Source organism: Paenibacillus sp. P36 (assembly GCF_045866505.1).
Taxonomy (GTDB): Bacteria; Bacillota; Bacilli; order Paenibacillales; family NBRC-103111; genus Paenibacillus_E; species Paenibacillus_E chondroitinus.
In genome coordinates this window covers 3,649,811-3,669,497 of the sequence record NZ_AP038372.1, presented here as the reverse complement: position 1 = coordinate 3,669,497, position 19,687 = coordinate 3,649,811, and the positions used below count along the sequence as shown (strand labels likewise).

The 19,687-nt window shown below is 45.6% G+C and carries 18 protein-coding genes; 4 read left to right on the top strand and 14 right to left on the bottom strand.

The window, feature by feature from the left end; all coding sequences use genetic code 11:
* The first annotated feature begins 202 nt into the window (after positions 1–202).
* Positions 203–433 (top strand): hypothetical protein, encoded by a 231-nt coding sequence (locus ACKTT9_RS16355; RefSeq protein WP_157326617.1) that lies wholly within the window; start codon positions 203–205, stop codon positions 431–433.
* 54 nt (positions 434–487) lie between these two features.
* On the opposite strand, the gene ACKTT9_RS16350 is transcribed toward ACKTT9_RS16355, so the two are convergent.
* Positions 488–2,734 (bottom strand): PAS domain S-box protein, encoded by a 2,247-nt coding sequence (locus tag ACKTT9_RS16350; RefSeq protein WP_407872381.1) that lies wholly within the window; start codon positions 2,732–2,734, stop codon positions 488–490.
* A 203-nt stretch (positions 2,735–2,937) separates the two neighbouring features.
* Here ACKTT9_RS16350 and ACKTT9_RS16345 point away from each other — a divergent pair, with 203 nt between their 5' ends.
* Positions 2,938–3,870 (top strand): zinc dependent phospholipase C family protein, encoded by a 933-nt coding sequence (locus tag ACKTT9_RS16345; RefSeq protein ID WP_407872380.1) that lies wholly within the window; start codon positions 2,938–2,940, stop codon positions 3,868–3,870.
* Here ACKTT9_RS16345 and ACKTT9_RS16340 read toward each other — a convergent pair.
* The 12 genes from ACKTT9_RS16340 to ACKTT9_RS16285 all read right to left on the bottom strand — a co-directional run bounded on the left by ACKTT9_RS16340 (position 3,867) and on the right by ACKTT9_RS16285 (position 17,122).
* Positions 3,867–5,561: a M3 family oligoendopeptidase gene (locus tag ACKTT9_RS16340; RefSeq protein ID WP_407872379.1), complete on the bottom strand. Its 1,695-nt coding sequence runs from the start codon at positions 5,559–5,561 to the stop codon at positions 3,867–3,869. The genes ACKTT9_RS16345 and ACKTT9_RS16340 overlap by 4 nt on opposite strands.
* A gap of 54 nt (positions 5,562–5,615) precedes the next feature.
* Positions 5,616–6,299 carry a uracil-DNA glycosylase gene (locus ACKTT9_RS16335; protein ID WP_407873052.1) on the bottom strand — a complete coding sequence of 228 codons (684 nt, stop codon included), beginning with the start codon at positions 6,297–6,299 and terminating at the stop codon, positions 5,616–5,618.
* A 6-nt stretch (positions 6,300–6,305) separates the two neighbouring features.
* Positions 6,306–8,570, bottom strand: a complete 2,265-nt coding sequence (locus ACKTT9_RS16330) for a DNA topoisomerase 3 (RefSeq protein WP_407872378.1) — start codon at positions 8,568–8,570, stop codon at positions 6,306–6,308.
* A gap of 141 nt (positions 8,571–8,711) precedes the next feature.
* Positions 8,712–10,169 (bottom strand): BclA C-terminal domain-containing protein, encoded by a 1,458-nt coding sequence (locus ACKTT9_RS16325; protein ID WP_407872377.1) that lies wholly within the window; start codon positions 10,167–10,169, stop codon positions 8,712–8,714.
* A gap of 100 nt (positions 10,170–10,269) precedes the next feature.
* Positions 10,270–11,433, bottom strand: a complete 1,164-nt coding sequence (locus ACKTT9_RS16320) for an exosporium glycoprotein BclB-related protein (protein WP_407872376.1) — start codon at positions 11,431–11,433, stop codon at positions 10,270–10,272.
* Positions 11,434–11,597: 164 nt separating this feature from the next.
* Entirely contained in the window at positions 11,598–12,149 is a 552-nt protein-coding gene (locus ACKTT9_RS16315; RefSeq protein ID WP_407872375.1) for a hypothetical protein, read from the bottom strand.
* Positions 12,130–12,513: a hypothetical protein gene (locus tag ACKTT9_RS16310; protein WP_407872374.1), complete on the bottom strand. Its 384-nt coding sequence runs from the start codon at positions 12,511–12,513 to the stop codon at positions 12,130–12,132. The genes ACKTT9_RS16315 and ACKTT9_RS16310 overlap by 20 nt, the downstream gene beginning before the upstream one ends.
* A gap of 32 nt (positions 12,514–12,545) precedes the next feature.
* Positions 12,546–12,869 carry a hypothetical protein gene (locus ACKTT9_RS16305; protein WP_157326626.1) on the bottom strand — a complete coding sequence of 108 codons (324 nt, stop codon included), beginning with the start codon at positions 12,867–12,869 and terminating at the stop codon, positions 12,546–12,548.
* Between the two features lie 156 nt (positions 12,870–13,025).
* Positions 13,026–13,340 (bottom strand): hypothetical protein, encoded by a 315-nt coding sequence (locus ACKTT9_RS16300; protein WP_407872373.1) that lies wholly within the window; start codon positions 13,338–13,340, stop codon positions 13,026–13,028.
* Positions 13,341–13,435: 95 nt separating this feature from the next.
* Positions 13,436–15,340 (bottom strand): glycosyltransferase, encoded by a 1,905-nt coding sequence (locus ACKTT9_RS16295; protein WP_407872372.1) that lies wholly within the window; start codon positions 15,338–15,340, stop codon positions 13,436–13,438.
* Positions 15,337–16,422: a glycosyltransferase gene (locus ACKTT9_RS16290; RefSeq protein WP_407872371.1), complete on the bottom strand. Its 1,086-nt coding sequence runs from the start codon at positions 16,420–16,422 to the stop codon at positions 15,337–15,339. Before ACKTT9_RS16290 ends, ACKTT9_RS16295 begins: the two co-directional genes overlap by 4 nt.
* 4 nt (positions 16,423–16,426) lie before the next feature.
* On the bottom strand, positions 16,427–17,122 hold the full coding sequence (locus tag ACKTT9_RS16285; RefSeq protein ID WP_407872370.1) for a glycosyltransferase: 696 nt from the start codon (positions 17,120–17,122) through the stop codon (positions 16,427–16,429).
* Between the two features lie 188 nt (positions 17,123–17,310).
* Between ACKTT9_RS16285 and ACKTT9_RS16280 the strand changes: the two genes are divergently transcribed.
* On the top strand, positions 17,311–17,679 hold the full coding sequence (locus ACKTT9_RS16280) for a glycosyltransferase family 2 protein (protein ID WP_407872369.1): 369 nt from the start codon (positions 17,311–17,313) through the stop codon (positions 17,677–17,679).
* Positions 17,588–18,439, top strand: coding sequence for a tetratricopeptide repeat protein (locus ACKTT9_RS16275; protein WP_407872368.1), 852 nt, complete (start codon positions 17,588–17,590; stop codon positions 18,437–18,439). The genes ACKTT9_RS16280 and ACKTT9_RS16275 overlap by 92 nt, the downstream gene beginning before the upstream one ends.
* A gap of 73 nt (positions 18,440–18,512) precedes the next feature.
* On the opposite strand, the gene ACKTT9_RS16270 is transcribed toward ACKTT9_RS16275, so the two are convergent.
* Positions 18,513–19,559, bottom strand: a complete 1,047-nt coding sequence (locus ACKTT9_RS16270; protein WP_407872367.1) for a YheC/YheD family protein — start codon at positions 19,557–19,559, stop codon at positions 18,513–18,515.
* Between the last annotated feature and the right edge of the window lie 128 nt (positions 19,560–19,687).

Sequence of the window (19,687 nt, the reverse complement as noted above, 5' to 3'; positions counted from 1 at the left end):
TTTACCTACTGTCAATTTTCGCAAAGCTTTCCTATTATACAAGGAATTCAAAGTCCTGCAAACATTATTTTTTTGGTTTATCCTGCGTCTATTCCGAAAACGCCACAAAAAAATGTTCCAATGTTTTCGTGATTGTTTAATTGTTCGTACTGTCACTAATAATAAGTGCAAGTTCATAAAAAAATAAGACAGAGGTGTGTCGATGATTTACGGAACTAAACTACTGGATACAGATATAGAGATTTTTATTGCAGCTTTGACCAAAACACCTGTCTACGTTTGGTCGTTAGATCCTTTAGGCGTTTATTATCAAGTCAGCTCAGGGATTATTGTCAAATATACGCCTGATGAAGTACGAATCCACAATGAGCAAGACGCATCGATTTCAAAATGGTATTCCCGTGAATCCAATGAATTCAGCATCAGTTTCTAACTAACGAAAAAACCGCCCTTCTCCCAAGTGGAAAGACGGTTTTTTCACGCGAGCTCAGTTCCATTCCATGTTGTTTTGTCCACTTGTCAACGTAGGTAAACACACATCAATGACCGTTCCTTCTCCTAAATGGCTCTGGATGGTCATTGTCCCTTTATGAGCCTCGACAATTTTAAAACACATCATTAACCCGAGACCTGTCCCCTTTTCCTTCGTCGTGTAAAATGGTTCCCCTAATTGCTTTAATCGATCATCCGGAATGCCACAGCCGTTGTCTTCTGTCCGAACCCTTATCCAATCGTCACCTTGCAGGGAAACCGTCAGTTTGATTTGCCCATCCTTCGCAATGGCTTCCATCGCATTTTTAACCAAATTAATAAATAATTGCTTCAAATGCATTTCCGAACAAACAAGCTGTGTGCTTTCCGTTTCAAATTCCAAGACAAGCTCAACATCGCATAACACGGCCTGCGTCTCAAGCAGTGCAGTAACCGATTGAAGAATATCCTTCAGATCGCTTTTTTTGTAATGAATCGCCTCCGGCTTGGCAATCACAAGGAATTCGCTGACAATAAAATTGATTCGATCTAATTCAGAGAGCATGATGTCAAAATAGTGCTGTTTCCCCTTTACATCATTTTGCAGCAGCTGCAAGAAGCCGCGAAGTGAAGTAAGGGGGTTTCTGATTTCGTGCGCTAATCCTGCGGCTAATTGTCCTGCGACAGATAGCTTATCCGATTTACGTAACAATTCCTCCGTTCGATTCCGTTCTGTGATGTCTCTTGAGATGCCGGCGAAGCCAATAATTTCGCCTTTTTCATTTTTGATCGGCGTTTTCGTTACGCTCACATGTACAAGCTGTCCATCCTTCCGCAATCTGACGGTCTCAAGTCCCGAAATCTGCTTACCAGCCTTCAGCATGTCATAGATTTCTTTGCGCTGTTCCTCCAGGAAATCAGGATAAATCGGCAGCGGCTTATTCAATAATTCATCTTGGTGCCAACCAAATATTTGCTCGTACGCCCCATTGACCAAAGTAACTCTTGCACGTAAATCAAGTACACAAATGGCATCTGTCGTATTGCTGATGAACGATTCAAGAAGATCTTTGGTCTCTCTAAGCTCTGTTTCCATACGTTTGCGTTCCGTAATATCCACACAGGATCCGATAACTTCAACAACGCGGCCATTTTCAAAAATCGGTCGCAAGGAAGTTAAGTATGTAATTCCACGAAAGGTCGCTTCATACATGACATTTTCCTCACCATTCCACGCCCTGCGGTAAAACGAATCCATATTAACAGCCATAGAATAAGGCCAAATTTCATAGAGATGATTGCCAAGAATATTCGAAGGTTGAAATCCCAATCGATAGAGAAGCTCGCCGTCGCATAGCGTATGAATAAACTTTCCTTGCATTTGCCTGAACTTCATCGTCATGCCTTGCTGTCTGCGTACCGTATCGTGTAGATCCTGTTGAGCAACCCGCAGGGATTCGCGATCTTTGTTATGCTGGGTGATGTCTCTGGCAATCACATAAATCCCTTCATTCATGCCATCAACGATGATGGGCACGTTCTTCAAGCCTAGCTCAATCTGCTCACCGTTTTTATGCTTAACTCGGAGCATGTAATTATCGGACTTGGAGACGATGCTATCGATCCAATTATTTTCTTGATGTTCCTGCTTCCATAGACGGTTAATGGACTGGCCTACCATTTCTCGCTCTGTATACCCCAAAATCCTTTCCATCGCAGGATTCAGACTTTTAATCATCCCTTTAAGATCACAGGTGAGGATTCCGGCAGGATTATGCTCAATTAACGATTTATACCGCTGCTCACTCTCTGCAAGCTTCCGTTCCATTTCCGTTTTCTGTGAAAGATAATTGATTTGGGCCATATAATAAAACGGTTCATCTTGTGAATCTCTCATTAAAGAGATCCTGAATTCCACCCAGGCGATGCTCCCATCTTTGCGAATCAATTTTTTCTCAAGTTGATAGAAGCTTGTATCCCCAGAGAGCATTTGCTCGAAATAAGCTTCTAATTCCTCGGCTTCATCCTGTGAAAATATCGCGTGCAGCTCCCTATTGACTAACTCTTCCTCTGCATAGCCGGTTAAAGTGCATAAACTCGTATTCACTCTTAACCATAACCCGTTCAGCGAAATAATGGCGATACCCATCGTGGTGAATTCGAAAACTGCGGCAAAAGACGGTTCTGTGCTCGAAAGCAAACCCTGAATATTGTCGGGATCTGCACGGTTTGAACGATCCTGCGGATTATTGACCCTATTCATACGTTATCTCCTATCATAGATATGCATTGGATGGCTTTCAGTACCGATCGTTTTTTGAATTCGACAACTTGCATATTATTCCTTCTTTAGAAGCTGTTGGAACATAAATAGTTCACGATATGTGACCTTGAGCGTAATTGTTATGTTAGAATGTAAGTGGTCGCACTATAATTTATCGGTTTGTACGAAGGAGGAATCACAACTTGCCAAACATCTGGACTCATCTCATATTCGGCCAAGAATTGCTGGCGCAACTGGGTCATGACCAAATGTTGAATGACAGACAACTGCGACAAGTTTTCTCCCTTGGTTGTCAAGGGCCGGACTTCTTGTTCTATCATAATTTCTTGCCTTGGAAAAAGGATAAAACACTAAATCAATTAGGAAGTCTCATGCATGCGAAAAATTGCGGTCCGTTCCTGCAAGATTTCCTACATCAGGTGCAAGGCCGCGGTTTGTATAATCCGGCTGTTGTTTATGTGCTTGGATTCATCACGCATCATATTTTAGACCGCAACATGCATCCATATGTTTTCTATAAATCAGGTTTCAAAAAATGGGATCATCAACGATTTGAAATCATTATGGACACACTGATCGTCAAACACAAACGTGGAATTCAGACATGGAAAACACCAGTTTGGAAAGAAATTTATGTGGGTGAAAAGCTGCCGCTTGGCGTTGTACCTGCTCTACTCCAAGCAACGGCTAACAACTACCCGGACATTACTACGAGCATAACGGAGAAAGATTGGAACGATGCATACTTCGATATGATTAAAGCGCAGCGCCTTTTTCACGATCCTAAAGGAATCAAGAGGGTATTAACCTTCGGTAAAATATCGCCGCTGGTTTATAAAAAGCGTGTGGCTCCGCTTGATTATTTAAACGAAGCCCACACGGTTTGGAACTGTCCGACATCGCTGGAAGAGACCTATACGCATAGTATCTGGGACTTGTGGAATATGGCTATGGCAGATGGTGAAATCGTCCTCCAAGCGGCTATTCAAGTTTTGCTTAGAGGGTCGTCTGCCGACCTGCAAGCCTTTGATGCCGTATTAGGCAATCGCTCTTACGAAACCGGGAAAGACTGTGATAGCGGCCTCGAAATCACGCATGTGAAGCCCATGCTTTAAAGATTCGAATCGTCGACTTGGTCCAACCAATTCTCGATTTGGCCGATCACAGAAGCTACGCAGCCATCATGGAAAGGCGAGATCAAGTTCGCTACTTGAACAAGTTCCGTGAAGCTTTGGCTTCCTCCTTGCTGGCATAATCTTAAATAATCTTCCCAGGCTTGCTCCGGATTTTCATTTGCCCGTTTCCAGAACTGAAACGCACAAACCTGCGCGAGCGTGTAGTCGATGTAGTAGAACGGGCTTTTGTAAATGTGTGGCTGCTGCTGCCAGAAGCCTCCTCTTTCCAAAAAGTCGTTATCTTCATAAACACGATGTGGTAAATATTTCCGCTCAATCTCGCGCCAAACAAGTTTACGCTCCACCGGCGTCAGTTCCGGCTGCTCATAGATGCGGTGTTGGAATTCATCAACCGCTACGCCATAAGGAATAAACAACAGGGATTCGCTCAAATGTTTAAATTTATATTTATCCGTTTCTTCTTCGAAAAACAGTGACATCCAAGGCCAAGCCAGGAACTCCATGCTCATAGAATGGATTTCACAAGCCTCCAAGGTTGGAAAAACATATTCAGGCACTTGAAACTCTCTGGAGCTATAACCTTGGAAGGCATGGCCAACTTCATGCGTTAAGACATCAATGTCTCCTGATGTACCGTTAAAATTCGAGAAAATAAATGGTGCTTGGTATGTACTAATATAAGAGCAGTAGCCTCCAACTCGTTTCCCCTTCTTAGCCACTAAATCCATCAAACCATTTTCGATCATAAATGTGAAAAATTCATCCGTTTCCGGCGACAACTCCGCATACATCTTCCGTGCTTGCTCGACAATCCAATCGGCATTCCCTTTGGGTGTTGCATTTCCAGACGGGAAGCCGAACTTATCATCGTAGTAATGAAGGGCGTCTACGCCGATTCTAGCTTTCTGCCGTTCCTTCAATTTCGTAGCCGCGGGTACAATATGTGCCAATACTTGATTGCGGAACGCTTCCACGTCCTTGGCATTATAATCGGAGCGGTTCATGCGCGCATAGGCAAGTTCTACAAAATTGCTGTATCCAAGCTTCTTAGCAATAGCCGTACGAACCTTTACCAACTGATCATAAAGGTCGTCCAATTTCGCTTCATTTTCGATAAAAAAGTTATATTTTACATCATTCGATTCTTTACGTACATTTCGGTCTGTTGATAATTGAAAAGGGATCAGCTGTGATAAATTTCGTTCTTCTCCTGCATAAACCAGCTTTGCCGAAGCAAGCAGCTTGGAATATTCGCTGGCCAGTTTATTTTCTTGGACGAGATCTTCAACAATTTCCGGTGAAAAGGTTTTGAGCGATAAAGCAGCAATTCTGAACAATTGCTTGCCCCATTTGGCTTCCAGTTCAGCTCGATAGGCCGAACCGATCAACGCTTTGTAGAATTCAGTGATGGAACCTTGATATAAAGGTTCAATTTCATCTAAATATTCTTGTTCCGCTTTATAAAATTCATCCGTCGTATCCACGGTGTGCCGAATTCGTGCAATAGACTCCATAGACTCTTGCTCACTCCGAAGCTTGACGATAGCTTCCATCGCATGGTCCTGCTCCTCAAATGAAGCTGCTTGCTTAAACTGTTCTAAAAGCTCTTTAAACGCCGCTTCAAATGTACTAAATTCGGGTCTTACATAAGTAAAGTCTTGAAATTTCATTGACTTCTCTCCCTCGCATTTTTTTCAATGTAACGGCTACGTCTTCATTATCCCTTATAAATTGGGGATTTGCCAATTAATTTCCTGACTCCCTAGCTCCTTAAGAAGCTTATTAACCTGCGAAAATGGCTTGCTGCCAAAAAAACCGCGATAAGAAGATAGCGGGCTTGGATGAACAGATTTTAGAATAAAGTGCCGATTTGTATGAATGAGTCGCTCCTTGGCTTGGGCATGACTTCCCCACAGGACAAAAATAACTGGCTGCTCCCGTGAATTCAATGCCTCAATCACTTTGTCCGTAAAACGCTCCCATCCCTTCCCTTTATGGGAATTAGGTGTGTCTTCACGAACGGTTAACACCGTATTTAGGAGAAGTACGCCTTGCTCGGCCCATTTCACTAAATAACCGTTATTGGGAATAAAGCAGCTCAAATCGGACTGCAATTCTTTGTACATATTTTGTAAGGACGGCGGTGATGTGATGCCCGGTTTAACGGAAAAACTGAGGCCATGCGCTTGGCCTCTTCCGTGGTAAGGATCTTGTCCCAATATGACAACCTTCGTAGCTTCGTAGGAGGTTAAATGCAATGCATTCAGAACTTCATTTTGTTCGGGATAGATCGTATTGTCTCGGTATTCTTCATTCAGAAACTCACATAATGCTTGAAAATAAGGCTCTTCAAATTCGGAGCCTACTACCTTAGCCCAATCGTTCGTTAAATCAAACACTTTTTTGATCCCCCATTACTCTGTTTCCGTTCCGAGCTCTCCCGTATCGATGTTTTTCAATACAATACGTCCGTCTGTGGCTGTTCCGTCTGGAAGCACGAGCTTTAGTTTCGTTGTTTTCCCTTTTTGAACAAGTGCTTGCACTTGTGTATCGGTCAAATTCCTGCCAAAACTTTCCTTCCAAATGACAAACTTGCAGCCTTCCTTATAATGAGAGCACCCATACCCTTTACGCCCCATAAAAAGGGAGCCGCCGCAGCCCGGCCGCGGACAAGCTGCCAGGAATGAATTGGCACCATCCGAAGGGCTGCTGCTGGCATCCGCCGATTTCTTGGACGCTGTTTTCGCCTTGGCGCTGCCCGAAGGAGCAGATGACTTCGCACGTGCCGCGGATCCTCTCTTGGTTCCGGCAGGAGCAGGCGTTTCACCTTCGAAGGCTGTTTTGGCAGCTCTGGGCTGCACGCGGACTTTGTCGACGATTAATGTCGCAAACCTTTTGACATTGTGCATAAACTGCTCGTCCGACGCTGTGCCGCGGGAGATCTCGTTCAGCCTGCGCTCCCATTGGCCCGTCATTTCCGGAGAAGTAAGCAGCTCGATGCCGGCTCCGCGAATGAGTTCGACGGCCATTCTGCCCTTTTGGGTAAGGACAATCTTTTTGCCCTGCATGTCGATATAGCCTACCTTCTTCAAACGTTCAATGGTTGCTGCGCGTGTCGCTGGTGTCCCGAGACCGGAATCCTTCATGGCATCGCGAAGCTCCTCGTCCTCAATCTGCTTGCCTGCGCTTTCCATCGCTTTAAGCAGCGTACCTTCGTTGAAATGCTTTGGCGGTTGAGTATCTTTCTCTTTGACGACGGCATCACTGCAAACAACTTGACCTTGCGCATCGATGGAGAAGGGTTCGCTGACTTCAACCTCTTCGTCTTCTTCCTCTTCCTTCTCTTTGCCTTTGGTGCTTTTGGGCTTTTCTTTTTTCTGATCGGCATAAATGACCTTCCAGCCCAAATGGAGAAGTTCTTTCACCGTCGTCTTGAACATCTCTTGCTCGACCTCGGTCATCACCGTGTGAACCTTATATTCGGCAGGCGGATAAAATTGTGATAAAAAACGTCTCACGATCAAATCGTACAATTTCTGCTCATCCGGCGTGAGTCCAGATGCTTTACGATTCGTTGGCAGAATCGCATGATGATCTTCCACTTTAGACGGATTGCAAATATTTTTATTGTTTTTATGCACCAGATTGCGGTTAGCTCCCTGAACAAGGTCATGATACGCGGTGCCTTGCAAAGCGGATAGCGACTTGTGCATTTCCGGAATATTTTGCTCGGTGACATAGTTGGAATTCGTTCTCGGATACGAAATGACCTTGTGTTTCTCATAAAGCGACTGAGCGGTATCGAGCGTTTTTTTGGCCGAAAAAGCATATTTCCCATTCGCCTCACGCTGCAGCAGCGTCAAATCATACAATTTAAAGGGGTATTCCTTTGTTTCCTTTACTTCATAGGAAATAATGCGTGCCGGTTTCCCCTTCACCTTGGCCGCTAATGCCTCCACTTTCGGTTGGTCCGTTAAGCGTTCGCCCTGCCACATGCCTCTATACGTGGTATCGCCTTGTGTGAAGTAACCCTCCAACTCGTAAAATTTGAGTGAGGAAAAGGCTTCTATTTGTTTCTGACGATCGTAAATGAGCGCAAGGACCGGTGTTTGAACGCGACCTACTGAAAGCAGGACATTATGCTTTGTTGTAAAAGCACGCGAGCCATTCATGCCGATTAACCAATCGGCTTCACTTCGGGAACGTGCAGCCCGGGTCAGATTCTCATATTCGGATCCGTCTTTCAACGTAGCGAAGCCATTGCGGATCGTTTCCGACGTTAAGTCCGAAATCCAAAGGCGCTTCACCGGCTGTTTCAGCCCTAAATGCCGCTGGATCAAAGAGAAAATATGTTGGCCCTCCCGTCCCGCATCGCAGGCATTGACGAGTTGATTACACTTTTTCGCAAGTTCAGCAATTACCTTCAGTTGATCATACGTCCGCGGATTGGGAATCAACTTAAATTCATCAGGAATGATCGGCAGATGGCTTATGTTCCATTTTTTATATTTCTCATCATATTGATCTGGTTCAGCCAACTCGATTAAGTGTCCGATCGCCCAGGTGATAATGTACTGCTCACCCTCCAGATAGGACCTAAGATTTTTGGCTTTAGGTTCTATTGCGGCGGCTATATTTCGCCCCATGTCCGGTTTTTCCGCAATAATAAGTGTCTTCAAAAGAGTATCGCTCCTTACTCATTCTTTCTAAATGGATCTCATCTATCGACTCAGTGTATCCCACTTTATAAGCGTCTGCAATATGGCAAAGGTTCAATTTATGATTTTTACAGTCCAGTAAGATGTCCTTTTATCCCTTGATCAGCTAAGTCGAATGATATTAATGGTTGCTCCCGGAGGCGATAATACAACCGTCGCAACCAACCCGAACATTTGGAGAATAATGGTTGATCCTGCAGTAACCGTAGTGATAAAATCTGCTAAATAAGATGACGTGGCAACTGCAGGTGATGTTACGGACGCTGGAATGGCTACGCCGTTTAGCATAACGCGAGTTTGTGCGAGCACGCCCGCTGTGGCGCTTAATTTATAGGAAATGTAATATCGACCCGCATTCGCAAGTGTAAAAGTCGTATTAGCACCATTAATCGTAATCCCCGGGCCAATATCTTGGTTATTCGGCAGAGGAATATTAAGTCCGCCCAGTACAACCAATAACGTGCCTGACGTGTTTGATGCAAACGCTGAATTCGCGGTCAGACTGGTTCCTGTATCACCTGTTGCTCCAGTGGCGCCTGTTGCACCCGTTGCTCCTGAGCCTGTTGCTCCTGTTGCTCCTGTAGCCCCTGTCGCTCCCGTCGCACCCGCCACTCCCGTTGCTCCCGTCGCTCCCGCAGCTCCCGTCGCCCCTGTTGCTCCTATTGCTCCCGTTGCCCCCGTCGCTCCCGTCGCTCCCGTCGCCCCTGTCGCTCCCGCTACTCCCGTTGCACCCGTCGCTCCCGTTGCACCCGTTGCACCCGTTGCCCCCGCCGCTCCCGTCGCCCCCGCTACTCCCGTTGCTCCCGTTGCTCCCGTTGCTCCCGTCGCACCCGTCGCCCCTGTCACTCCCGCTACTCCCGTTGCTCCCGTTGCTCCCGTTGCTCCCGTTGCTCCCGTCGCACCTGTTGCTCCCGTCGCACCTGTTGCACCCGTTGCACCTGTCACTCCCGTCGCTCCCGTTGCTCCAGTCGCCCCTGTCGCACCCGCCGCTCCCGCTACTCCCGTTGCTCCTGTTGCTCCCGTCGCACCCGCCGCTCCTGTTGCTCCCGTCGCTCCCGTTGCACCTGTCGCCCCTGTCGCCCCTGTCGCACCCGTTGCTCCCGTTGCTCCCGTCGCCCCTGTCTCTCCCGTTGCCCCAGTCGGCCCTGTCGCACCCGTTTCGCCCGTCACTCCCGTTGCTCCCGTCGCACCCGTCACCCCTGTTGGTCCAGATGGACCGCCAAGCGGACCCGTCGGTCCAGTTGGCCCCGTAGGACCCGGCAGCGTTTGAGCAGCTAGCACATCTGCTAATTTAGCTTGCAGAATGGCTTCCTCCAGACTCACCGCTGCAATCGTATCCTTAATGCTTTCATTGACAAGCAGGATGTCGCTAATGGTTGCCGGGATCGGAGTTACACCGGGAAGTGTTCCTAAAACATACTGCAGCTTCTCACCTTCAGCGTTCAAAATATGACTTAATCCAAGTTCCTGCAACGCGATTGAAGCGAGAAGCAGATTGATGGCCTCTTCTCTTGTAATAGAAATGTTCGGTGTAAGATTAGGAAAGTCACTTAAAGACATGATGAAGTCCCCCGCTCTCGTCTAAGGAGTCATTAAAATACGAAAAGAGTTGACTTTTGGTCGAAGTCAACCCCTTTTTCATTATAATTATAAGTTCAAATTAAACCATAGAAACTCCGGCACTAGCGTAACCAATAATTGTATTCACCAAAGAAAGACCAGTAGCTGTAGAGGAAAACACGAGTAAAAGTCTTGTTTGTGCCGTAACAGGTATCGTCAAGCCAGTCGTGATTCCGTTGGCAATCGTGCCGATCGGCAGAATGCCTGTAAGTCCCGGTGTCAAGGTTACTACAGCACCTGGAATAGCCGTAAATGAATTGTTCGGCGTCGTCGAGCTCCACAATTGAGCCGTAATTGTCACGGTCGAACCCGTTAGCAACAAGGCAGCCGTTGTGCTAAAGTAAGCGGAGATCGCCGTGATTGTTCCTGCCCTTGGCATTGAGAATGAGAAGTTAAGCAGTGTTCCACCCGCACCGGTTAAATCGATAACTCCCCCCAAAACGGAAACGCCTGTCGCTGTGTTTCCAAAACCTACCAAGCTCACTGTGCCCACTAGACCACCGGCAATGGTCGTCAAGGTCGTCGGCAATCCCGACGCGTAAGGAATAATAGGTCCAGACCCATCAAGTCCTGTTGCCCCTGTTGGTCCAGCTACACCTGTTGCTCCCGTTGCCCCTGCTCCAGTTGGACCCGTTACCCCAATTGATCCCGTTGCACCTGTCGGACCAGCAACCCCAGTCGCACCTGTTGCCCCCGCTCCTGTAGGTCCTGTCACGCCAATTGAACCTGTTGCACCAGTTGGACCTATGTCTCCAGTCGCGCCTGTTGCACCAGCTCCTGTTGCACCGGTTAGTCCGGTCGCTCCCGTTGCCCCTGCAACACCCTGTGCACCCGTCTCTCCCGTCGGACCAACAGCTGGCCCACCAGTTGGACCAGTAGGACCAACTGGACCAGTTGGTCCTACTGAGATAGGCGTTTCAAGAATGCTTTCCAACTTGGACTGCAGAAGGAATTCTTTTCTAGCCACCGTATTAATCGTACTTTTCATACTGTCATTAATAAGTAAAATATCACTGATTGTCGCCGGTGGTCCTGTTAATCCCGGCAATGTGCCCAGTACGTACTGGAGCTTCTCACCTTCCGCATTGAGAATATGACTTAACCCAAGCTCTTCCATGGCAATCGACGAAAGCAATAAATTTATCGCTTGATCGCGCGTTACAGTAATATTTGGTGATATATTAGGTATATTAGCCTGTGACATGTATCCCAACCTCCATTCGATAGTTACAGATTATTCTCCGATCTTAGAATGGTGATTGCTCACATACCTAATTTTGGAAATTAAATCAAGCTCATCTACCTAAGCAAAAAGGGTCGCCCCATCAGTCACTTCCTTGACTGAGGGACAACCCTTGAAATTACTTACTAACGCTTTTTAGAGCTGGTTTTTCGTTCTCGTTGAGTAAACATAAGCGGCGGCGGTGACGCCGACATTTGGGTTTGGCTGCTCGTAATTATCTCCATGTGCTGAATGTTTTCAATTGGAGATTGTTCGGATACAGTTGCTTGAGTTTCTATTTCCGTCCGTTCAGCTTCAGGTTGAATTGGGTTGCACGGATAATAGATCTTAAACTCATCTAATCGCTCCATGCATTCTGGACTTGTGACAAGATCTGTCTGCTGGAGTAACGTATATAGGTCAGCAATCTTCTCGCGCACTTCAGGCGATGAAAATAGCTGACGTTTGTTCTTTTCAATCCAGGAAAGACTTTGATTTTTACGCTGATGAGCTGTATGAACATCCAATAAGGACGTAAGCAAGACACAAATTTGAAAAGAGAGCACACTCTTGTCTTCATCTACTTGACTTTCTATCCGATACAAAATCGCTTCTATAAGTTGGAAAACAGATAAACTTAACTGCGAGATGGCTGCTGCACATTGGTTTATGGTTTGATCAGTAGTCGATATGCTCATACTCCAAATTTTCCAGTTCCATAATATTTTCTGCCTCCCCTTCATTAAGCAATGCGGACGATCTTGTTTGAAGGAACTGCATATGTGAGATAGCATGCAGCTTCTTAAGCATTAACCATTGGGTCATTACCATGGAATCCAGGAATTGAATGACACTATGATTATAAACGAGAATTTCCTGTGTAGTTGGCGCAGTCGGAAAATCGAGATCTCTTCCAACAAAGGATGATGTTTTATCCGCTTCCGTCCGCATTAGTTTAGCCAGGGATTCCTCTTCAGAAGCAAGAGACTGCAATAATTGAGTGATCGCAGCCGAATAGGAAGGAGGCACTTGCTCATAGGGAAACTTTGCATGGACACTCAACGATTCACTCCCCTTTCGCCTGAAATCAACTTCTATTCTTCACATTCATCTATGACATACTCCGAGAGCTCTTCCTTTTCTTCGAGTTTCATGATATCCGATAATTTAAAGGTTAAGAGCATTTGATTGCTAATGATATTCCGCATCATGCGATCCACGCTCGAATTAATGAGCAATGCTTCGTTAATGGTCAGACAACGGTCTTTCAGAACGTGCTGAAGTTTCTCAGCTTCGGCATTAATGATGTGAGAAAGTCCGATCTCCTCAAGAGCAATCGAGGTTAATAATAAATTAATGACTTCTTTTCGTTTCAGAATAATCTCTGGTTTAATGTCAGGAATATTAGGCATGGACATGTCTTTCAACTCCTGTATTTGTAAGATAGGAACATTTCGGCATTTATCCGCACCTTCAATTTAGTATATGATGGTTGTCTCCTTTCATGATTTTTTCAGCCTCTATTTGGAAAATAAAAACAAAAAAGCCCTTTCGGGCTCTTTTTGCAAAACAATCTACGTCACTTCATTTGGAAAATGATCCAAAATATTTTCCATCTTAAATTGCAGCAGCATTTCTTTCTTTATCACGTCTTGTAACGTTTTTCTAACACTGTCATTAATCAATAACAAATTCGAGATAGTAGTCGTTGGTGGCGTAACCGCCGGAAATAATGTACCAACCACATATTGGATCTTCTCTGCTTCCGCATTGACGATATGTGCTAAGGCAAGTTCCTCCAAAGCAATGGAAGCTAATAATAAATTCACAGTCCCCCCTAATGTTAGTGATATTATGGGGGTAATGTTAGGTATATTCGCTTGTGACATTCCCTTCCCTCCTATCGGCTCAAGTTGCTTCGTTTGCTAATATATATGCTCGTGAACTTGTTTTATCGAACTTTTTTATCGAACTTCATGCAGCTCTATTTAACTCCAATTTGCTCAAAATAACGTTGATTATGAATGACGGATGGATGTTTGGGATTGTACGAATAAGAAATATCATGATGAAATTTCGCCTTATCCACCTTGCCGATCCGGTCGTAACACAGACAAAGCTGAACATGTGGCAGCCACGTCCAGGACGAGTGATCCATGAAACCCATCGATTCCTTGGGCTTGGTAAACTGTGTTGCGGACTCATACCAATAGATCGCTTGCAAATAATCTTGCTCCCCCAGAAAAATAGACCCGATTCGGCAGCAGCAATCTGCGCGAGGCGTATCGAATTCGAATGATCTGAACAAAGCCATCAGTTGCTCATCTCTCTTACCTAAATGGCTGTAACAGGTTGCCAAATGAAGGGAAGCAGCAATTTTATCTTCCAACCAGCCGTCTGGCGATTGAAGGAAATCTTCATAATACGTCACAGCTTCCTCATAATGACCATGTTCTCTGCATTCGTTAGCATAATAAAATTGATCACGTAAACTTAACGTCTCTCCTCCGGCAAGTTTCTTCCGATAGATTTGTAAATTGCGATCCGTATGCAGCTTATCTTTCCGGTGTGTGACCGCAATTTCACTATGGAGAACGGATCCGCTTGCCGCTAAATATTCATGCACAGCGCCAATCCATTGAAACTGGCAATCTCGGCGAACTAGCCGGTTTCTGCGCAGACTATACGTCACATTCTGATTCTCATCAAAGCTGAGGTTATAATTCATCGACACGCGATCCACAAGCGGCTCCATCGTCTGAATCAATTCGAGAAATAGCAGCCGATCTTTCTCCGTCAGTGTATCATCAGCGTCCAACCATAGAATGTACTGCTTCGTTGCTTTGGAAAAAGCAAAGTTTCTGGCTGCAGCAAAATCATCCACCCAAGCAAAATCATAAATTCGGTCGGTATATCTGGCGGCAATTTCCTTCGTCCTATCCGTAGAGCCCGTATCGACAATTATAATTTCATCGGCAATACCCCGCACGGAATGGAGACATATTGGAAGTGCGTTTTCTTCATTTTTGACAATGAGACATAGACTGACTGTGATCTTGCGTTCATCGGCGTTCACCCCAATGCTGCCTTGCCTATAGGCGTCAACACCGGCCAATTCTGACTTGCGATAAATATGATAGGCGGGAAAATGAGTGTCCACGTAGAGTGAGAAGCCCAAAGCGCGTGCGCGAATGCAGAAGTGCCGGTCTTCCCCCCAGAATGATAAATTAGGGATTTCCGCAAAACGTACACCGGCTTGAATGGCTTTGCGGCTGATCAAGGTGCACGCCCCAAGCCCGCCAACCTCATAAATACCCGGTATTCTCAGTTGAGCGAAGAACTGCCAAGTCCGCTTAGCTGACTCCTCGTCGGCTAAAGATTCCTGCCTGCCTTTGTGGTACAGCGTATACTGGTCGCTCAGCCAAACTTGGGGCATTTCCATCGTATCCGGCTGCCATTTCGTCCAGAAAATGTTGGCGATAATCGCTTTGTTCGCCGACACAAGCTGCTCAAGCGTGTGCGGGTGTAAAACGAGATCGGAGTCAATCAGAAATACATAATCGAATTTCTTTTCTAAGGCATAAGAAAGGATATTGTCCTTCATTCTGGCTACTTTCCAAATCGTATCCTCCGGCCAATAGTGAGTGAATTCATCTTTCTCATAGGTTTGGGCATGTTTCTCTTCATTGTGAATGACTGTCCGGCCATATTTCGTTTGAAAATCAAGCAGTAATTGCTGTGAAGCTTCTACCTCATTATCGTCGACGAATAAATAGCTCACCATAAAGTTTTTGCGCTCAAGTTCAGCAAGTGAAGTAAGAAATGGTGTAAGAATTTCAGGTACTTGGCGAATGGGGCTTCCAATCAGGACACGCTTTTTAGGACTCAAAGTGCCTTCTCCTCTCGGCGGAGATTAGCAAAATAAGCTTTATTATGCAAAATGCTCGGATGAGTCGGGTTGTAGACATAGGCAATCTCATTATGCAGCTCCGCTTTCTGCTTCTGCCCCATTCGGTCGTAACACAAGCAGAGGTGCAAGTGTGGCATCCAAGTCCAAGCCGCATGATCAACCACACCGGCATAGTCGGTTGGCTCTCCTAACGAGGTTGCTTTCTGAAACCAATAGATCGCAAGTTCCAGCTTGTTGTCTTCGTAGAAAAAGTTTCCCACCCGACAGATCATCTCCGCTCTTGGCTTTCCATATAGCAAGGTTCTGAACCAAGTCCTCAGCTGCATCTGCCGATTCGTTAGATTGCCGTAACAATCTCCCATCTTCAGGCAAGCGGCAAAACAATCCTCACGCCATCCCTGTTTGGTAGCAAGAAAACGTTCGTAATACATAACCGCTTTTTCATGAAGACCATGATCTTTAAGCTCATTAGCAAAGTAGTACAGATCTCGTGGGGAAAAAGATTCATTCTCTGACTCGCGTTTTTGATAAATCCGCAAATTCCGGTCGGTATACGCCTTATCCTTCTTATGGGTAACGGCAATATCCGACTGAATCACGTTACCGCTGACGATCAGCACTTCATGCACGGGACCTTCCCAACGAAACCCGGCTGCCCGCCTGACTAAACGGTTGCGTTTAAGACTCGTTGTTACGTTATGATCAGCATCAAAAGCTAAGTGATATGGCATCATCACACTGTCAACGGAAGGATCCAAGTCCTCTTTAAGCGCTTTGAATTTCAGCCGGTCTGTCTCTTCAAACTCGTCATCCGCATCCAGCCATAAGAGATAGTCCTTAGTCGCTTTAGAAAAAGCAAAGTTCCTGGCCTCAGCGAAATGATCCTTCCATGTCAAATCATAGATAAATTCCGTAAAAGAGGAAGCAATCTCCTTGGTTTTATCCGTAGAACCTGTATCTATAATAATGATTTCATCCGCTATTTCTCTTACAGAGTGAAGACAGCGATGCAGCGACTGCTCTTCATTTTTGACTATCATACATAAACTAATCGTTATCAATTGGCTATTCCTCCCAAGTCACAAGGTTGGGATGTTCATCCAGAATGGAATCATACTGCTCTTTCCAGCCATATTGGGCGTTTGGATCAAGTCGCATATACCGCTCATATTTCTCGATCCTGTCTTCCGGTTTCGCCCATCCAAAGTGCTTGATTCTGGCAGGGTGGCATAAATAGGAAAAATGGTTGATCGTGGCCGGGAAGCGGCCGCAGTGCTGAGGCGTCTCTTTCCAGAGATATGGTAAATCCGGTTTATATCGGATCAGGAAAGGACGGTAGTAATGATGGGCACTCCAGTAAGCATCATCCCGATAACTGGTTTCGCTCCACATATCGTACAGCCGAAAATAGATGGCATCCTGTTCACAGTGGCTCAGCAAATCACGCACTTGATTAGCAAATTGATCCTCCAGGAGCTCATCGCCATCCAGATTCAGGATCCATTCCGGATTGGTTTGCACTGTCGCTTCCCATTGCTGCTTCCTTAGCTGCACTTCATTGGCAAAACGCGATTCAGGATTGCGAATCAACTGCAAAGGGATGCCGGACAAAAGCTCTTCGCAAATCTCTGAAGTATCATCTGTACTTCCGTCATCAATGATGACTGCTTCATCAATCCAGTCGCGATGCTGGAGTAGTGCCTTGCGCAAGTAGCGGTGGCTTTCGTTTTTTACAACCATGGAAAGTGTCAATTTACTCATGGCGCTGCCCCGCAACGCAAAAGATTTCATGCCCGTGCCAGTTGGACTGAAGTCCAACCATGATCCTCGTCTTATCTTGCAGCTGATAAATATGCTGACATGGCTGCATGTAATCATCCCTTCTTTCATGTAATTGAAGGTGTGCGCATATCTATGGCCATAAGTGATTAAACCGGAGGTGCCTTTGGATGAGCCGCCCAACAGTTTCGCTGTGCATGATTGTGAGAGACGAAGAACGCCTGATTGAAACCTGTTTACGAAGTGTCCAAGGATGGATTGATGAAATGATCGTTGTGGACACGGGTTCATTAGACAACACTGTGCAGATTGCCCGTTCCATGGGGGCTTCTGTCCTTACTTACGAATGGAATAACCATTTTGCAGATGCCAGGAATTATGGGCTAGAGCATGCCAAGTCGGATTGGATCCTATATTTGGATGCTGATGAGGAATTGTCGCCTCTAGGTGATTTCGATTTACACAGGGTGCTTCAAGAGACACAAGGCTTCCGTTTTATCCCTCCATTTAGTCAATTATATTGGCGAAACGCCAAATGAAGACGAAGCATTTCATATTGCTCATCCACGTTTTTTTCGCAATCACATCGGGTTAAAGTTTAAATATGCCATCCATGAAACACTGAATATCGATGACATTTTCCTTGATCGTGACACGACGGACCTTTTGGGAATGATCCCTCTCAAATTATTTCACCGCGGATATATGGAACCAATTACGATTCAGAAAAACAAGTTTGCCCGCAATATGACCCTCCTGCAGCAGGAAGCAAGCGCTCCAGCGGCAACTTCGAATCCTTGGATTGAATACCACATAGCCAGCGAGTACTATCGCGTGCATCAATATGACAAAGCATTTGAGTATGTGAATCTATCCATCGTCCGCTTCATTCAATCAGGTAAAATGCCCCCTTCTATGCTGTATAAACTGAAATATGCCATCCTCTTTAACACAGGGAGCATCGATGGCGCCTGGCCCGGTATCGAGAAAGCTATTGCCTTGTATCCCGATTATGTCGATCTACATTTTTATAAAGGTGTGATTTGCTATTTGAAGGGGTGGTACGCTGCGGCAATTGACGTTTTTCGGCATTGCATTGAGTCGGGGGAAATGACAGGGCAACATCTAACATTACGAGGTACAGGCAGCTTTCATGCGTATTATTATTTAGGTTTATGCTGGGAAAAATTAGGAAATGACCAAGAGGCCATAAACGCCTATGAAAAGGCATATGGGCTGTCCCCGACCTATACCCTCGCCGGCGAAGCACTTAACAGGCTGAATGAAATCGAAACCTAGTATTTTCAGAAAATGAATGCAGCCAGCACGAAAAACACTCCCGGCCTCCCGGGAATGTCATTTCGTGCTCTCGTCATTTCAGCAAAAACTTCGCATACTGTATCGGTGCTTCATACGTTTTATAAAAAGTTGCATGCATTTTCGCTTTTCTGAAGGAATAACGCTGATCTCTTCCGTTCACTTCAATTAACTTGATGCCTCCGCTTTGATCAACACCTACATCCAGCCCAAGATCAGCCATGTGAGGCAGACTACTGCCTAGATGCCTCGCTATCGCTAACGATGCTTGATGTATTTCCTCCGTAATGTGTGCGGCATTAAACCCGCTCGACTTAAAAAGCTCCTCGCAGCGCTTCACTTGGCCCCCTTTGGCAACATTGGTCACGTGACGACCTCTAGCTGCGACTTTGCCCACGATGCCTGTGATCTGCCATTGTCCGTTCTCACTTCGCTGCACAGATACCCTGATGTCATAAGGCCTGCCTTTGTATGTCGCTAAAGGTATGGCTTCTTGAATCATATACCTTTGTTTGCGAACTTTTTTATGAATTAAAAGTATGGCCCGCTCCCGGGATACAAGCTTAGGTTTGCTGAAAACACCATGCAGTTTCCAAGCTCCGCCTGCTTGCTTTGAAGCTTTCATGATGCCGTTCCCTACACTGCTGTTCGTTGGTTTAATAAAAAGTGAGGTATACTTGGACATGGCCGACTCCAACTGTTTGCGCGTGTATTTCGTAGACTCCGGCAAATACTTGCGGAGATGTGCATTCTTATGAATAAGATGATGAATGAGATGTTTGTCATAGCGATTTTGCCTATTAAATACATAGCTGTAGCGTGATAGCTCGTTTAATTTTTTTTTCAAATATGGCGTTAAGGTTATGGCGCGGTTATGTGTGACACGAGGAATATTCCTCCGGACAAGCTTGTATTTATGATTGGTGTAAAAATAACCCAAAGCTGATTTCCTGTTCACATACCTCAAACACATATAGAAAGGCTTGATTCCCCACTTGTTGCCTGCTCGATCATACAACGCTATACGTTCATTCCCAGTTCTTCGCTTTACTATCCCCTTGTACGTTTTTAAATCAAGTAAGACACCTACCGTCGTTCGCACCTAAACACCACCGCCATTCGCAAATAAGAATATTGTCAGTGTATGTCTCTCTGTTAGCGAGTAACACGGTAAATACCTAAGCGCGAACGAAAAGTATGAAGGAATTATTTAACATTCGTCGAATGTAG

Excerpts from the sequence above, each read along its gene's own strand:
- ACKTT9_RS16355 (WP_157326617.1), top strand. The coding sequence starts at position 203 with ATGATTTACGGAACTAAACTACTGGATACAGATATAGAGATTTTTATT.
- ACKTT9_RS16350 (WP_407872381.1), bottom strand. The coding sequence starts at position 2,734 with ATGAATAGGGTCAATAATCCGCAGGATCGTTCAAACCGTGCAGATCCC.
- ACKTT9_RS16340 (WP_407872379.1), bottom strand. The coding sequence starts at position 5,561 with ATGAAATTTCAAGACTTTACTTATGTAAGACCCGAATTTAGTACATTT.
- ACKTT9_RS16325 (WP_407872377.1), bottom strand. The coding sequence starts at position 10,169 with ATGTCTTTAAGTGACTTTCCTAATCTTACACCGAACATTTCTATTACA.
- ACKTT9_RS16320 (WP_407872376.1), bottom strand. The coding sequence starts at position 11,433 with ATGTCACAGGCTAATATACCTAATATATCACCAAATATTACTGTAACG.
- ACKTT9_RS16315 (WP_407872375.1), bottom strand. The coding sequence starts at position 12,149 with ATGAGCATATCGACTACTGATCAAACCATAAACCAATGTGCAGCAGCC.
- ACKTT9_RS16305 (WP_157326626.1), bottom strand. The coding sequence starts at position 12,869 with ATGTCCATGCCTAATATTCCTGACATTAAACCAGAGATTATTCTGAAA.
- ACKTT9_RS16300 (WP_407872373.1), bottom strand. The coding sequence starts at position 13,340 with ATGTCACAAGCGAATATACCTAACATTACCCCCATAATATCACTAACA.
- ACKTT9_RS16285 (WP_407872370.1), bottom strand. The coding sequence starts at position 17,122 with ATGAGTAAATTGACACTTTCCATGGTTGTAAAAAACGAAAGCCACCGC.
- ACKTT9_RS16280 (WP_407872369.1), top strand. The coding sequence starts at position 17,311 with ATGAGCCGCCCAACAGTTTCGCTGTGCATGATTGTGAGAGACGAAGAA.